Annotated in this window: 11 protein-coding genes and 1 pseudogene; 5 read left to right on the top strand and 7 right to left on the bottom strand. The window is 58.3% G+C overall.

Features of this window, described 5'->3' with window-relative positions; genetic code table 11:
- The first annotated feature begins 7 nt into the window (after nt 1-7).
- Together ACTJK5_RS04630 and ACTJK5_RS04625 are read left to right on the top strand one after the other, a co-directional pair.
- A complete protein-coding gene (locus tag ACTJK5_RS04630; protein WP_335322436.1) occupies nt 8-931 on the top strand; it encodes an NAD kinase in 924 nt (307 codons plus the stop codon).
- 14 nt (nt 932-945) lie between these two features.
- Nucleotides 946-1,446 carry a hypothetical protein gene (locus tag ACTJK5_RS04625; protein WP_418884829.1) on the top strand — a complete coding sequence of 167 codons (501 nt, stop codon included), beginning with the start codon at nt 946-948 and terminating at the stop codon, nt 1,444-1,446.
- A 100-nt stretch (nt 1,447-1,546) separates the two neighbouring features.
- Here ACTJK5_RS04625 and ACTJK5_RS04620 read toward each other — a convergent pair whose 3' ends face one another.
- The 4 genes from ACTJK5_RS04620 to ACTJK5_RS04605 all read right to left on the bottom strand — a co-directional run bounded on the left by ACTJK5_RS04620 (nt 1,547) and on the right by ACTJK5_RS04605 (nt 7,403).
- Nucleotides 1,547-2,011, bottom strand: coding sequence for a hydrolase (locus ACTJK5_RS04620; protein ID WP_335322434.1), 465 nt, complete (start codon nt 2,009-2,011; stop codon nt 1,547-1,549).
- Between the two features lie 155 nt (nt 2,012-2,166).
- Nucleotides 2,167-3,298, bottom strand: a protein-coding gene (gene prfB, locus ACTJK5_RS04615) for a peptide chain release factor 2 (protein WP_162743293.1) whose coding sequence is annotated in 2 segments (ribosomal slippage) — nt 2,167-3,228 and nt 3,230-3,298 — 1,131 coding nt in all. Because the reading frame shifts where the segments join, the coding sequence is not laid out codon by codon here.
- A 98-nt stretch (nt 3,299-3,396) separates the two neighbouring features.
- Nucleotides 3,397-5,832 (bottom strand): penicillin-binding protein 1A, encoded by a 2,436-nt coding sequence (locus ACTJK5_RS04610; protein ID WP_062598471.1) that lies wholly within the window; start codon nt 5,830-5,832, stop codon nt 3,397-3,399.
- A 305-nt stretch (nt 5,833-6,137) separates the two neighbouring features.
- Nucleotides 6,138-7,403 carry an N-acetylmuramoyl-L-alanine amidase gene (locus ACTJK5_RS04605; RefSeq protein ID WP_274102493.1) on the bottom strand — a complete coding sequence of 422 codons (1,266 nt, stop codon included), beginning with the start codon at nt 7,401-7,403 and terminating at the stop codon, nt 6,138-6,140.
- Between the two features lie 650 nt (nt 7,404-8,053).
- On the opposite strand from ACTJK5_RS04605, the gene ACTJK5_RS04600 reads away from it, so the two are divergent.
- Together ACTJK5_RS04600 and ACTJK5_RS04595 are read left to right on the top strand one after the other, a co-directional pair.
- Nucleotides 8,054-10,984 (top strand): Rne/Rng family ribonuclease, encoded by a 2,931-nt coding sequence (locus ACTJK5_RS04600; protein ID WP_062598473.1) that lies wholly within the window; start codon nt 8,054-8,056, stop codon nt 10,982-10,984.
- 191 nt (nt 10,985-11,175) lie between these two features.
- Nucleotides 11,176-12,087 (top strand): agmatinase, encoded by a 912-nt coding sequence (locus ACTJK5_RS04595; protein WP_113260550.1) that lies wholly within the window; start codon nt 11,176-11,178, stop codon nt 12,085-12,087.
- A gap of 109 nt (nt 12,088-12,196) precedes the next feature.
- Here the strand turns inward: ACTJK5_RS04595 and ACTJK5_RS04590 are convergent.
- Nucleotides 12,197-12,370 (bottom strand): annotated as a pseudogene (locus ACTJK5_RS04590) (aldo/keto reductase); the annotation flags it as partial.
- Between ACTJK5_RS04590 and ACTJK5_RS04585 the strand changes: the two are divergent.
- A complete protein-coding gene (locus ACTJK5_RS04585) occupies nt 12,350-12,970 on the top strand; it encodes a LysR substrate-binding domain-containing protein (protein ID WP_335322433.1) in 621 nt (206 codons plus the stop codon). The pseudogene ACTJK5_RS04590 and the gene ACTJK5_RS04585 sit on opposite strands and share 21 nt — an antisense overlap.
- Before the next feature lie 54 nt (nt 12,971-13,024).
- Here ACTJK5_RS04585 and lpxB read toward each other — a convergent pair whose 3' ends face one another.
- Nucleotides 13,025-14,209, bottom strand: coding sequence for a lipid-A-disaccharide synthase (gene lpxB / locus ACTJK5_RS04580; protein ID WP_440611915.1), 1,185 nt, complete (start codon nt 14,207-14,209; stop codon nt 13,025-13,027).
- Complete coding sequence (locus ACTJK5_RS04575) at nt 14,206-15,066, bottom strand: LpxI family protein (RefSeq protein WP_113226107.1); 861 nt, start codon at nt 15,064-15,066, stop codon at nt 14,206-14,208. The genes lpxB and ACTJK5_RS04575 overlap by 4 nt, the downstream gene beginning before the upstream one ends.
- Nucleotides 15,067-15,076 lie beyond the last annotated feature (10 nt).

The raw sequence follows: 15,076 nt of genomic DNA, 5'->3' as shown, positions 1-15,076 counted from the left end.
AATAATTATGGCGCGAATGCGAATCAGGCTGCCTCTGGCGGCTCGGGCCGTGCCGCGAAGGGCCCGCGCAAAGAGGCCGGTAACCGCTTGCGCCTCGAAAGAGCTTGTCCATCAGGTGTCTCTTCATGTACCAGAGATCATCAATCGGGATGGCCGCATGTCGCGTTCAGTGCATAAAATTTCCTTCGTCGCTTCGTCCGCAGACCACGCGCAGGCCGCGAGAGAAGAATTGATCCGCGAATATGGCAATGCCTCGTTCGACGAAGCGGATGTGATCGTTGCGCTCGGTGGCGATGGCTTCATGCTCCAGGTCTTGAATGAGACGATGAATCTTGGAAAGCGTGTCTACGGCATGAACCGCGGCTCCGTCGGTTTCCTGATGAACGATTACAGGCTGGGGCGGCTGCATGAACGCATCGCGGTGGCCACCGGCAATGATTTCCATCCACTCAGAATGACGACGGTGGACGAGGACGGCAACGAAGTCTCCGCCCTTGCGATGAACGAGGTCAGCCTCTTTCGCCAGTCTCACCAGGCAGCAAAGCTTCGTGTCGACATCGACGGCAAGACGCGGTTGGAGGAATTGATCTGCGACGGCGTGATGGTGGCGACGCCCGCTGGCTCTACGGCTTACAACTTTTCAGCCCATGGCCCGATCCTGCCGCTGGAATCCCCGCTTCTTGCGCTGACACCTGTCAGCCCCTTCCGCCCGCGGCGGTGGCGCGGCGCACTCCTGCCCAATAAGGTGACCGTCGACATCCACGTTCAAGAAGGCGAAAAGCGCCCAGTAAACGCCGTTGCCGATCACCGCGAGGTGAAATCCGTGCGCAGCGTCAAGATCGCGCTTTCGCAGGATCGGACGGCCAGAATTCTCTCTGATCCGGATCGCTCCTGGTCGGACCGAATTCTCGCCGAACAGTTCACCAACTGATGAAGGACATGACCATGAAAGCCCTCCTTGCCGCGGCCCTATTGCTTGGTAGCGTCAGTCAGGCCTTCTCGCAGATGCCGGGCATTGATGCGCTGCCCGTGTCGACCATCTTTGTTACCAGCAACGGCATGTGGGAACGCGAGGCCGTGGAGGACACAGCAAAGTCCTCACAGACGACGGATACGGGCGCGTCGACGCGTCCAGAGCCCACGCGCGGCTATTACAAGGTCGTCGCCATGCGCCAGCCGGATGGCACAGCTAAAATCTATCTCCAGCAGATCGCCTATACTGCAGATGGCCCTTCCCTCGTCGAGACCCTCGAGCTTGAAGAATTCACGCAGATGAAGGCCTATGTGACGGATATCCGCCCTGAAAGCTCGGCCGGCGCGTCCAGTCTTCCCGGTCTATTCGTCACCGTCCATCTGAAGACCGACCCGGCTCAAAAGGAGCCGGACGCATGGACCATTCTCATCGATGAGTTGGGCGACATGAAAATCGAGAAAGCGTCGAACTAGACCTAAGGCGCCGTGCCTCGGCGTCTCTTCCTCAAACGGGCTGGCAAGAGCATCAGCACAGCTAGATAGCTATTCTCGCCCCCACCCTCTCCGGCGTGCCTCAAATCTCGTCTGCCCGACTCAGCATCGCGCCAAAGTGATGCTTCCAGAGACGAGCACCAAGCGCGCCCGTTCGGTCGAGACTAGATCCCACCGTCAGCCAGGGCAGCAGCGTGGGAGAGAGCCCCGCATCGAAGAAGGTAAAGCCGGCGGCGAGGACACAGGTATCCGCCTGTATCCCGCAAACGAGAACCCGATCGAGCTGCAGCGACAGAAGATAATCGACAGCTTCCCTCGGCGGTGCATAGCCATATTTGATGAAGACCCGGTCCGCCGCCACAAGCGACTCGTCATTCTTGCCGGGCGTCCACCCCAGTTGCCGTTCGAAAGGCGTGATGCTCTCATCATGCCGCTCGACGCTCGCTATGCTCGGCATCCTGATGGCGAGTGTTGCGATCTCCTCGACAAGGCGTGGCGGCGGATTGAAGCTCGGTTGCACATCGACAATATAGAGAGCCTGTTTCACCGCAATCTCCTCAAGCCTAGAATGGCACTAAAGCTTTTTCAATCGACACATAGGCCCGAAAATCGAGTCTGATTTTCGGGCCGATGCTGTAAATGAAAAACCTCCCGCAGCAAGCGCCACGGGAGGTTCTGTTATCGAAATTGGTGCGGCCGCCATCAATCGATGTCGGAGACTTCCACGCCGGCCCCGCCGCTGATGCGGTGAGCAAGGGCTGCCTCCATGAATTCGTTCAGATCGCCATCGAGGACGCTGCTTGGCGAGGTGCTTTCCACGCCAGTGCGCAGGTCCTTGACCAGCTGATACGGTTGCAGAACGTAAGAGCGGATCTGATGACCCCAGCCAATATCCGTCTTGGACGCGGCCTGCGCATTGGCAGCCTCTTCGCGCTTCTGCAACTCCAGCTCATATAGGCGCGAGCGTAGCATTTCCCACGCTTTGGCGCGGTTCTTGTGCTGCGAGCGCTCCTGCTGGCAGGCAACCGCAATACCGGTCGGGATATGCGTGATACGCACCGCCGAGTCAGTCGTGTTGACGTGCTGACCGCCCGCACCGGACGAGCGATAGGTATCGATGCGGCAATCGCTTTCGTTGATGTCGATCTGGATCGAGTCGTCTACGACGGGATAAACCCAGATGGACGAGAACGACGTATGACGACGGGCATTGCTGTCATAGGGCGAGATGCGCACCAGGCGGTGAACACCGGATTCGGTCTTCATCCAGCCGAAGGCATTGTGGCCCTTCACCAGAATGGTCGCAGACTTGATGCCGGCCTCTTCGCCGTCATGCACTTCAAGAACTTCCACCTTGAAGCCCTGACGCTCGGCCCAGCGGGTATACATGCGCAAAAGCATGCTCGCCCAGTCCTGGCTTTCCGTACCGCCGGCGCCTGAATGCACTTCGACATAGGTGTCGTTGGAATCGGCTTCGCCAGAAAGCATGGCTTCCACCTGACGGCGGTTTGCTTCGCTGCGCAGCGCCTTCAGCGCCTCTTCGGCCTCGCGCACGATTTCCTCGTCGCCTTCGGCCTCACCCATCTCGATCAATTCGATATTGTCGTTGACCTGCTGCTCGAGCGATCGGACACCATTGATGGATTCATCCAGTTGCTGGCGTTCGCGCATCAGCTTCTGCGCTTCGCCGGCATCGTTCCAGAGGTTCGGATCCTCTGCCTTGTTGTTCAACCAGTCCAGTCGTCTTATCGCCTGGTCCCAGTCAAAGATGCCTCCTCAGCAGGCTTATGGCCTGCTTGATTTCGTCGACTACGTTTACGATTTCATTGCGCATTTCGCAGATTCTTCGCCTTCTTGAAAAACTGCTTGGGTGAATAAATGCGAGGGGCGCGGATGTAAAGACCCGCGCCCCTCGCCTCGTGTTGATTTGATTTAGTAGAGGCCGCCGCCGCCGCCAGTGATGGCCTGCTGCGCCTGCGGGGACTCCCGCAAAATGTCTTCCTGAGACATGTTGCCATCCATACCGATGACATTGAAGCTCGATGCAGGACCGGTACCAGGCTTGAAGGCTTCCATGATCGTGTCAGGCTCGCCTTCCATCGCCGCCATGCCCGTCTTGCGGTTGACAGCGACGAAATTCATGCCGTTCGGTACGATGAACTTGCTGTGCGGCAGATGCTTTGCTGCCTGGGAAATGAACTCGCCGAAGATCGGTGCTGCGAGCGAACCGCCGGTGCCGCCACGGCCGAGAGGTGCCGGGCTATCGAAGCCGATGTAAAGCCCTGCCACGAGATCCGGCGTGTAACCGACGAACCAGGCATCCTTCTCGTCATTGGTGGTACCGGTCTTGCCAGCAACAGGCAGATCAACCTTGATCTTACCGGCAGCCGTACCGCGCTGAACGACGCCTTCCATCATGGACGTGACCTGATAAGCGGTCATCGGGTCGAGAACCTGTTCGCGCTTGTCGACAATGGTCGGCTCGTTCTGGTTCTGCCACACCGTCGCATTACAGCCTTCGCAGGCGCGGTCCTCGTGACGGAAGATAGTCTTGCCGTAGCGGTCCTGAATACGGTCGATCACGGTCGGCTTGATCTGCTTGCCGCCATTGGCAATCACGGAATAGGCCGAGACCATGCGCATGACGGTGGTTTCGCCCGAACCGAGCGACATGGCGAGCAGCGGCGGCATCTTGTCGTAGATACCGAAGCTGTCGGCATATTCCGCCACCAGGTTCATGCCCATGTCCTGCGCCAGACGCACCGTCATCAGGTTGCGAGACTTTTCGATGCCGAGACGAAGCGTGGACGGACCTGCGACCTCGCCACCGTAGTTCTGCGGCCGCCAGACTTCACCACCGGAAACAACCTCAAGCGGCGCATCCATGACGACCGAAGCCGGCGTATAGCCATTGTCGAGCGCTGCCGCGTAGATGAACGGCTTGAAGGACGAACCGGGCTGACGCATGGCCTGCGTCGCGCGGTTAAATTCAGACTGCGCGTAGGAAAAGCCGCCGACGATCGCAAGAACACGACCAGTATGCGGATCCATCACCACCATGCCGCCCTGCACTTTCGGCGGCTGGCGAAGGCGGTAGGAATTACCCTGGCCAGAGATTTGCTCGACATAGACGACATCGCCGGCCTTCAGCACGCCAGCCGGAGACTTGGCCGTGCTGCGCTGCCCCTTGGAGTCGCGATAAGCCCATTTCATATCGTCCGGCTTGATCCGGCCGCGCGCATTTTTATCGCCAGCATCGCTGTCCGCGTCCGGACGAAGACCGACATCAACGCCATCCGCCGCTGCGGCCAGCACCACGGCCATGCGCCACTCGGGCACATCACGCAAAGGCTTCAACTTGGAAAGCGCCGCTGCCCAGTCGCCGTTGATGTCGATCTGATCGATTGGGCCATGGAAACCGCGGCGCTCATCATAATCGATGAGACCATCCTGTAGCGCCTTGCGCGCTTCCATCTGGATTTCCGGATCGAACGACGTGCGCACGGAAAGACCGCCCTTGAGCAGCTTGTCTGCGCCGAACTGATCGACGATCTGGCGGCGCACTTCTTCGGCGAAATAATCCGAACCGGCAAGCTGTGGACCACCGCGGCGAACGTTCACACCTAGCGGCTGCTGCTTGGCCTCTTCGGCATCCGCCTTGGTGATGTAGCCGTTCTCGGCCATGCGATCGATCACCCAGTTGCGGCGTTCGACAGCGGCCTTCTCGCGACGGAACGGATGGTAGTTCGCCGGACCCTTCGGCAGCGCTGCGAGATAGGCCGTCTCGGCAATAGTCAGTTCGGTAACGGACTTGTTGAAATAGGTCAGCGAGGCGCTGGCAATACCGTAGGAATTCAGCCCGAAGAAGATTTCGTTGAGGTAAAGCTCTAGAATCTTGTCCTTGCTGTATGCCTGCTCGATGCGGAATGAAAGAATGGCTTCCTTCGCCTTGCGCTCCATCGTCTGCTCGTTCGTCAGCAGGAAGTTCTTCGCCACCTGCTGGGTGATGGTCGAGCCGCCCTGCGTCGGGCCGCCCGTCACATAGGCAAGGGCCGCACGCGCAAAGCCGGTCACGTCGATGCCGGGATGCTGATAGAAATTCTTGTCTTCCGCCGAAAGGAATGCGGCCTTGACGCGATCCGGGATAGCCTGGATCGGCAGGAACAGGCGTCGCTGTTCGGCATATTCCGTCATCAGCGCGCCATTGCCGGCGTGAACGCGGGTCGTCACTGGCGGCTCGTAGCTGTTCAGAACCGCATAGTCAGGCAGATCCTTCGTGATCGTTACCAGGTAAAGGGCAACGCCAGCCGCGACCACGAGAAAAAGCGTGCTCGCCAAGCCGAAGAAATATCCAATCAGTCTGATCATATGAGGCTACCGATACTTCGAATCGCACTTTGCACCTGCCCGTAGGCGCGCAATTTTACATGTAGCGTGCCGTTTTGCACACCGCTTAACCGATGACAAGTCGGGGATTAAGCATTCCCGCTCATGTTATCGAGAGATAGTGTCCGCGCAATCGCAAGCGAGTCCCGCTCTGCTGCCGAATCCTGATGCCGAGTAACGCGTTGAATGTGAGTAAAATAGGGCTTTGCCCATCAAATGCGAATGCGGAGCGATCAAGTTGCTCCGCTTTTTGACGACCGTCGCAAAAGCATCACAGCACTTATAGCTCAGCCGCCATTGGCTAGAGCCTGGGCGCGATACTTGGTCACCGCCTCGGCCAGACGTTCAGCCACCTTGTCGCGCCAACTTTCATCGAGAAGCAGCTTTTCATCCTCCGGATTAGAGAGAAAACCGAGTTCCAAGAGCACCGACGGCACATCATGGGCGCGCAGCACCTGGAAACCGGCATAACGATGCGGATTGTTGATCAGACCCACCTGCCCCTCGAAGGAGGAAACGATGTTTTCCGCAAGCGTCACGGAGAAGGCCTGCGTCTCCCGTCGCGTCAAATCGAGCAGGATATCGGCCACTTCCGGCTGCGCATTGGAGACCGTCACACCTGCGATCTGGTCGGAGAGGTTTTCACGCTCCGCAAGATTCTGCGCCATGCGGTCCGATGCGCGGTCTGAGATCGTATAAACCGTCGCGCCCCGGATGCCTTTCTGGCTCAGCGTGTCCGCATGAACGGAAATGAAAAGATTGGCGCTGTGCTGGCGCGCAATCGTTACGCGTTCGGAAAGCGCCAGGAACGTGTCGTCATCGCGCGTCAGAAAGGCCTTGATTCCAGGCAGACGGTTGAGACGATCTGTCAGTTGCTTGGCGAAAGAAAGCGTGATGACCTTTTCATCCGTGCCGCTGACGCCGCCCTTCGCGCCCGCATCGATACCGCCATGGCCGGCATCCACGGCAATGACGAAATCGGACTGGCGCGGCGAGGTCTGGATGATATCGGGTGTAACCGATGCGGTGGTCGCCGGTGCGAGCGCCTGCCAATCCTGGTTCTTCAAAAGATCGGCGAATTTCTGTTTGGACGCGATTTCGGTGTCGAGAACGAAGCGGAAGATTTTGCCGCCTTCTTCGGGCTGAACCTTGGCGATGGCCACCTGAACAGGTTTCTTTGCGGTCAACACCAGACGCGCGCTCCCCTCGCCCATGCTACCGAAGCGGATGTCGCTGAAAAGCCCGGTCGCCTTCAGATCGTTTGTGGGAAAGGCAAAGCTGACAGCGGGCAAGTCCACCACGATCCGCGCTGGCGAATCGAGATAGTGCACCTCGAATTCAGGCTCAGCGTTGAAATCGAGCACGACGCGTGTACGCGCCTCGTCGCCGATGATGCGAGCGGCGTTCGCAACGAGCTGAGGCGCCGCATGAGCCTGTTCGCCTGCGACAAAAGCAAGGAACAGGACGGGGAAAGCTGCTCGCGCATAACGAGTGATTCGCGAAAACAAAGCTCGCCTAGTTGATGTCCCTGCCGCCCGCGCCTGAGTTTTCATGGTCGCCAATATCTTTTAAGTTTTATGTCGTTTATGCGAAAATCATCGGCTTCTCAGCCGAAATTGCCGTCTTCCCCTGATGAAGATGGCCTTATTCGCGCTTGGCTGCAACATTCGCAAGCCTTGATGAAGCATTTCTTAACCGCGAAATTCCATCAATGATATGACATATTTAGCCTGCCTATTGCTATTATGACGGAGAAACCATACAACACGATTGAGGGTTAAAAATGTTGACGGGATAGATTCCCGCCGGCTGCCAATCGAGAATGACTCTGGCGCTGAATTTCGGGCAATCATCTGCCGTCGCTTCATTTTTATCCTGAAACTGGATCAATCCGGCTGTGGCCGGAGACATACCCGGTGGCATGCCACCGCTCGCTCTGAGGAGAGCATTTTCATCGGACTCTCAGGAGTCTATTTATTATAGTCGTTCTCGCTTGGCCAATGATGTCGTTGCAGCAGCTTTCATACGAACCGGATACAGGGAGCAGGCAAGTTGCCTTGCACGTTGTCCGGATGCTGCCAGTTTACATGCGTCGGGCGGAACACTTCATTTCCGGCACACCCTTGGAAAAAGATGAAAGGCCTGTCCCTGCGGCGGGCCTATTCTCGTATATGACAAGGCTGCGCCGAGGAGCACAGCTTACATGGCAGACAAAATGCTTATCGACGCCTCCCACGAAGAGGAGACGCGCGTAGTCGTTGTTCGTGGAAATCGCATTGAAGAATTCGATTTCGAGTCCGAACATAAAAAACAGATACGCGGCAATATCTATCTGGCGAAGGTGACACGCGTCGAACCGTCGCTTCAGGCAGCCTTCGTGGATTACGGCGGCAACCGCCATGGATTTTTGGCCTTTGCCGAAATTCACCCCGACTATTACCAGATTCCGCTGGCCGATCGGCAGGCGCTTCTAAAGGCGGAAGCCGAAGAGCATCGCCGTGGCGATGACTTCGAACCGGCTGACGCCCCTAACGAACCCGCAGTCGATCTTTCCAAGGCCGACCAGCCGGATATCGGCATTGTGCCGACATCTGAGGAGAAGGCTGAAGACACAGCTGCTTCCGAACAGGTCGTAGCCTCCGAGGAAACCGTCGCTATTACGGAAGAAGCGGTTGCCGAAGAGCAGCCTGCGGAAGAAGAAAAGCCGAAGAAGCGCACGCGCCGTCCCCGCGCAAAGAAGAAAACCGAGGCTGAAGAGGCTACGGCCGAAGCGTCTGCCGATGAAGCCGCCGACGAGGATGGCTCCAAGGGCGGCGAAATGGCAGCCATGGTCGACACCGACTCGATTTCCGAAGACGTTGAGCGTGTCGGCGATGACGATGATGATGACGACGACGATCATCATGAGAAGGAAGTCATCGAGTCGGTCGGCGCCGAAGACGCGATGGAAGAAGTTCCAGACCGCGCCATGCGCAAGCCGCGCAAGCAGTACCGCATTCAGGAAGTCATCAAGCGTCGCCAGATCCTGCTCGTTCAGGTTGCCAAGGAAGAGCGTGGTAACAAGGGCGCAGCACTGACGACCTATCTGTCACTCGCCGGACGTTACTCCGTTCTGATGCCGAACACGGCACGTGGCGGCGGTATTTCCCGCAAGATCACCCAGCCAGCCGACCGCAAGCGCCTGAAGGAGATTGCCCGCGATCTCGAAGTGCCGAACGGCATGGGCGTTATTCTGCGCACCGCCGGTGCCAACCGCACCCGCGTCGAAATCAAGCGCGACTTCGAATATCTGATGCGTCTGTGGGAGAACGTTCGCACGCTGACGCTGAACTCCACAGCACCTTGCCTCGTGTACGAGGAAGGCTCGCTGATCAAGCGTTCGATCCGCGATCTCTACAACAAGGACATCAGCGAGATCATCGTGTCCGGTGAAGAAGGTTATCGTGAAGCGAAAGACTTCATGAAGATGCTGATGCCGAGCCACGCCAAGGTGGTTCAGCCCTACCGCGACATTCATCCGATCTTCTCGCGCTCCGGCATCGAAGCGCAGCTCGACCGCATGCTTCAGCCGCAGGTTACGCTGAAATCCGGTGGCTATCTGATCATCAATCAGACCGAAGCCCTGGTTTCGATCGACGTGAACTCCGGTCGCTCGACCCGCGAACATTCGATCGAAGAGACGGCACTCGCAACCAATCTCGAGGCTGCGGAAGAAGTCGCCCGTCAGCTTCGCCTGCGTGACCTTGCTGGTCTGGTCGTCATCGACTTCATCGACATGGAAGAAAAGCGGAACAACCGCTCTGTCGAAAAGAAGCTGAAGGATTGCCTCAAGAACGACCGCGCTCGCATTCAGGTTGGCCGTATTTCGCATTTCGGCCTTCTGGAAATGTCGCGCCAGCGCATCCGCGCTTCGGTTCTCGAATCCACCACTCAGATCTGCTCGCATTGCGGTGGCACGGGCCATGTGCGCTCGGAATCCTCCATCGCGCTGCACGTGCTGCGTGGTGTCGAAGAATACCTGCTGCGCAACACGACGCACAACATCACGGTGCGCACGACGCCTGAAACGGCGCTCTACCTGCTCAACCACAAGCGTGGCACCATTGTTGATTATGAAGAACGCTTCGGCGTTTCGATCATCATCGCGGCGGACGCCAGCGTCGGTGCTCAGCACTTCGCCATCGACCGTGGTGAAGCCGTCGAAAATCCGGTGAAAATCGAAAACCTTCTGCAGGCTCTCCCGACCTTCGAGGAAGACGAAGACGATATCGTCATCGAAGCCGAGGAGGACGAAGAAGACGAAGAAGAAGTCGTAGCGAAGGCGCAGACTAGCGAGCCACGCCAGCCCCAGGCTGAAAATGGTGAAGACGGCAAGCGCAAGCGCAAGCGTCGTCGTCGCCGTCGTGGCAAGGGCAACGGCCAGAACGGCGACGTTCAGGCAGATGCCAATGACGACGCATCCGGCGAAGGCGATGAGGAAGATGGCGACGACGCCACCGAAGATCAGGCTGACGCCACAGAGCCACGCGCTGAAGGCGACAATGCCGGTCAGGACGAAGGCAAGCGCAAGCGCCGTCGTCGTGGCAAGCGTGGCGGCCGTCGCAACCGTGACGAAAATGGCAACCTGCTGGACGCCGAAAATGGCGACGGTGATCAGGGCGATGCCGATGACGGCGTTGACGATGGCGACGTAGCGGATGCAGCCGAAGGCGTAGAGCCGGCGGCCGCTGTCGAGGCTGAAACGCCGCAGGTTGAAGAGGCCGAAAAGCCGAAGAAGCCCCGTCGCACCCGCAAGGCCAAGGAGAAGGCTGAAACGGTTGTCGAGGCAACGGTTGAAGCGGAAGCACCGGTCGTTGCGGCACCAGTGGCGGACGCCGCCCCTGCTCCGCAGGAAGAAGCGCCCGCTGACGTAGCGCCTGCTGCGCCAACCCCTGCTCCGCAGGCTGCTGAAGCTGCCGTTGAGGCGACGCAAGAGGAAGCGGACGATGCTGCAAAGCCGACCCGCGCCAACCGCGGCGATAACGTTTCATCGTCCGAACCGGTCGTTACCTCCTCCGGCAAGAACGACAGCCCCGATGGCGAAGAGCCAAAGCCCCGCAAGGGCGGCTGGTGGCAGCGCAAGGGTTTCTTCTAAGCCCTGAACTACAGCTATGAGAATCAAGACCCCGAGATTGGATGTCCAGTCTCGGGGTTTTCGTTTTCTGTTCGAAGATAATGGTGGGCACGTGTCGCGATCATCCAGATTGGCTCCCACGCTTTGACACCGTATTCGTCGCGAGACATCATCGCCGCATTGGCGACAACTTGAGCAGGATTGGTCACAGAATGAGCGCTGCAAATTCGTTTCTTGGGCTCCCTCCAGAACTCGCAGACGGCAGTCCCGCACGCATGGTAGTCTTCGGCGTGGCACATGGCAGCGCCTATCCGGATCAAGACAGCAGTGGTCATGAAACAGCGGCCGATCAGATCAGAGCGGCAAGCCAGGAAGATGCTCCGTTGATCGCGCACTGGGATTTCGATCTCGGTGGCCCACTCTTCAACGGCGGTCCGATAAACTGCATCGATGTTGGCAACATCAAAACTGTGATGCGTGACAATGAAGGCAATCGACATCGCATAGAAGCGAAGACGCAAGAGATCCTGGCCTCGAATGCTGTTCCCATCCTCATCGGCGGCGACTGCTCCGTCACCTTTCCGTTTCTTACTGCGTTCGAGACCTCGGGACCTGTCTGGGTCTTGCAGATCGACGCGCATATCGACTGGCGCGACGAGATTGAGGGAGAACGCTACGGATATTCAAGCTCCATGCGCCGAGCGAGCGAGATGGCGCACGTGGTCGGCATGGTGCAGGTCGGACTTCGAAGTGTCGGTAGCGCGAGGAAAGCCGATGTCGATGCGGCACGAGGCTACGGAAGCCACTTTGTTACGGCGAGAGAAATTCACGCTGACGGCGTGGCTGCGGCTCTTCGTGCTATTCCAGAGGATGCTCAAGTCGTCATCACGCTTGACTGCGACAGCCTCGATCCAAGTATCATGCCGGGCGTCGCCGCAAGAACGCCGGGCGGTCTCACCTACACCCAGATTATCGATCTGATTTCTGGTGTTGCCGGCAAGGCGAAAATCGCCGGGTTTAACCTCGTCGAGTTTTACCCGCCCGCCGACATTGACGGGTTATCGGCCCTCACAGCGTCCCGCGTACTCGTCAACACGATCGGAGCGGTGATCCGCCAGATCTGAGGCACTATCATCGTAGCAGTAAAATCCTGAGCCTTTGGAATTGTACCGAACGCTTGAAAACTCAGTACTCTGTTTTCAAAAAGACTCAAGGCCGGCACACCTTGATCCTTTAGCCGACAAGAGGTGGATCAAGCCGCGCAAAGCCTGCCTGTTGCCGATAGGGAAAATGGGGATAGGGAGCGGACACGGCACTGGCTTGATCGAGAGCTGCAATTTGCTCACGTGTTAGGCTCCAACCGACCGCGCCGAGATTGTCCTTGAGTTGAGCTTCGTTTCTAGCACCAGTGCTTCATACTTCAATCACGTGCTGGCACCCAAAGTGCCACAGTTCATAGCTCTCTATCCTGCTGTCACTCTGGACATCTCGCTCACCGATACATTGGTTGATCTCTTGGCGGAGCGCACCGACATAGCCATTCGAACAGGGCCCTTGAAAACATCCAGCCTGATTGCTCGCAAGCTGGAAGAAACGGCTCGGACAATTGTGGCCGCTCCATCTTATCTCGAACAATATGGCCAACCACGTCATGTGGCGGACCTGAAAAGCCACAACTTGCTGGGTTTCAGCTATGTACGGTCAGAGCCGGGCTGGATGCTTAGCGAAGATCATCACTCCGTCGTGGTGCCAGTGGCCGGACATGTCCAGATCAGCGATGGAGAAGGCGTTCGAAGGCTCGCTGTGGCAGGTGCTGGCCTGGCCATGCTGGCTGACTTTACAGTGCGCAACGACGTCGCTGCCGGACGACTTGCGCCGGTCCTGTCTCACTGCAACACGGGAGACACAGAGGTCTTTTACGCAGTCTATATTGGGGAAGGAGGCCCGCTCCCTGCGCGCATCAGAGTCGTCTTGGATTTTCTGTCCGAACATGGAAAAGTTCGATGATCACCAACAAGCTGGATAATGGAAATCGCGTGCAGCTGCGGCAAAGCAGCAGGCCTATCGTTTGCCCATCTTCATCCTGATCGTTTGCAGCAAGATCGCAGCACCCTGCTCCCCTGGGGGGATTTCCGTCTGTAGCCTTTTCTGCACCAGCTCAAACCCCTCCAGCATGGCGCGGCGCTGAATGGTATCTGACGACAATCTCTCGGCACAGCGCAACATGGAGCCTGAACGGACCACTTCATTGAAGTATTCCGGCACCAAGGCATAATCGGCGATCAAATTGGGGAGCGCGCCGGTCCAAGTCTTCACCCGCTTGCTCAGCATGGTGAAAATCCAGTCGGTCTTGTAAACAGAAACCACCGGAACATGGCAGAGCGCAAGTTCCAGGATGACTGTGCCGGAAGCCGCGATCGCCGCATCCGCCTCGGCAAAACAACGCCACTTGAACGCCGTGTCGGTGCCGATCTCCGGTCGGATCGCCTCAGGCCAGGCGGCGGCAAGTTCCCTGATTCGCTGCTCCTGTCGCGGCACTGTCGGCAGTAGGAACCGCGTTGGCCCGTTCCGCTCCACGAATGCGCTAGCAGCCTGCTCGAACGGCTCCATCAGGCGTGTCGTTTCTGTCGAGCGCGAGCCCGGCAGAAGAAGGATCGTCCGTGCATCACCGGCAGCCGGCACAGGACGCAAAGCACGTTGTGCGCGCACCGCCAGAACGTCCGGATCGACACTGAGGCGGTGTCCGACAAAGGTTGTCGCCGGCCCGCCAAGGCGCTGCATTGCCTCCGGTTCGAAAGGCAACAGTGCCAGCACATGATCGACATAGGAAAGCATCGCCGTCGCACGGTACTCTTTCCACGCCCAGACGCTGGGGCAAACGTAGTTCACCACCGGTAGGTCTGGCAGTGCCTTTCGCACGCGCTTTGCAACACGGTGGGTGAAATCGGGACTGTCGATGATCAGCAGTGCATCCGGCTGGTAGGCGATGATGGCATTCGCCGTTTCCTTGATGCGGGAAATCAGTTGCGGCAGTTTCTTCAGAACCTGGGTGAAGCCCATGATCGACAATTCGGAGTAGTCGAACAGAGAGTTCAGGCCCTCAGCCGTCAGCTGTTCACCGCCAACACCAAAGAGCTCCACCTGCCCCGGATATTGTGTCTTGAGCGCACGAACAAGGTCAGCGCCCAAGAGATCGCCGGAGACTTCACCGGCCACGACAGCAAGTTTCAGCACGCCTTCCTTCACATCATGTCTCCCTCAAGCGCGGTGTCGATGCCGCAAACGAACAGGCCCGCCGCATCGGCAGCTCTCAACATCGCGTCACGATCGAGAACAAACGCCCTGCCCGCCTCAATGGCTATTCCGGCAAGACCGGCCTTCGCCGCGTTCTCGACAGTGGAAGGGCCTATGGTGGGAAGATCGGCGCGAATATCCTGTTGCGGTTTGCAGAGCTTGACGAGAACGCCCTTGCGGCGCTGCGAGATGCGTCCGGCAGCACGAAGGGCAGCAACCCGCTCCAGCATGCCATCAGTCCCCTCAACGCCTTCCAGCGCAACGATGCGTCCACCGACGGAAACAGCCCCTTGTCCGACATCCAGCACGCCAAGCGCCAACGCCGCTTGAGCCGCTTTTGCGATGTCTCTACGATCCTCATCACTTGGCTTGATCTTGCCGAGCGGGCCGGTGGTTGCAAGAAGTCCAGGCGCAATTTCATGCGCGCCGATGACGCGAGCGCCCTGCGCTTCGATCAGGCCAATCACCATTTGCAGTACGGTGTCGTCACCACCCGACAAAAGCGTGCGGATGATCGACGGCATTTTGGCGATCATCTTCAGGTTCGGGCGGATTTCCCGCCATTCGGGACGGCGCGCCACGCCACCGGAAAGAACCACGCGATCGATGCCATGCGCACTGAGAAGCAGGCCCAGGCCTTTGACATCGCCGACACTGATCGAGGCATTTTCGAACTCTGACCAATCGAGATCGGCTTCGTTCTTCAAGCGGATGATCAGCGGGTCCTCTCCCGCCGATCGTGCGGCAAGCGCCACATAAAGGGGAAGAGAACCACTGCCGGCGATGATCGCCAGACGCTGGTCACCCATCGCCAACGCG

Origin of the sequence: Agrobacterium sp. 22094, assembly GCF_052046015.1 — a bacterium.
Taxonomy (GTDB): domain Bacteria; phylum Pseudomonadota; class Alphaproteobacteria; order Rhizobiales; family Rhizobiaceae; genus Agrobacterium; species Agrobacterium cavarae.
Note: the sequence above shows the minus strand (reverse complement) of the source record. Positions and strands in the feature narration are given on the sequence as shown.

What these genes read in the sequence shown, in the direction of transcription:
- ACTJK5_RS04630 (WP_335322436.1), top strand. Translation starts at nt 8, where the DNA reads ATGGCGCGAATGCGAATCAGGCTGCCTCTGGCGGCTCGGGCCGTGCCG.
- ACTJK5_RS04625 (WP_418884829.1), top strand. Translation starts at nt 946, where the DNA reads ATGAAAGCCCTCCTTGCCGCGGCCCTATTGCTTGGTAGCGTCAGTCAG.
- ACTJK5_RS04610 (WP_062598471.1), bottom strand. Translation starts at nt 5,832, where the DNA reads ATGATCAGACTGATTGGATATTTCTTCGGCTTGGCGAGCACGCTTTTT.
- ACTJK5_RS04605 (WP_274102493.1), bottom strand. Translation starts at nt 7,403, where the DNA reads ATGAAAACTCAGGCGCGGGCGGCAGGGACATCAACTAGGCGAGCTTTG.
- ACTJK5_RS04600 (WP_062598473.1), top strand. Translation starts at nt 8,054, where the DNA reads ATGGCAGACAAAATGCTTATCGACGCCTCCCACGAAGAGGAGACGCGC.
- ACTJK5_RS04595 (WP_113260550.1), top strand. Translation starts at nt 11,176, where the DNA reads ATGAGCGCTGCAAATTCGTTTCTTGGGCTCCCTCCAGAACTCGCAGAC.
- ACTJK5_RS04575 (WP_113226107.1), bottom strand. Translation starts at nt 15,066, where the DNA reads ATGGGTGACCAGCGTCTGGCGATCATCGCCGGCAGTGGTTCTCTTCCC.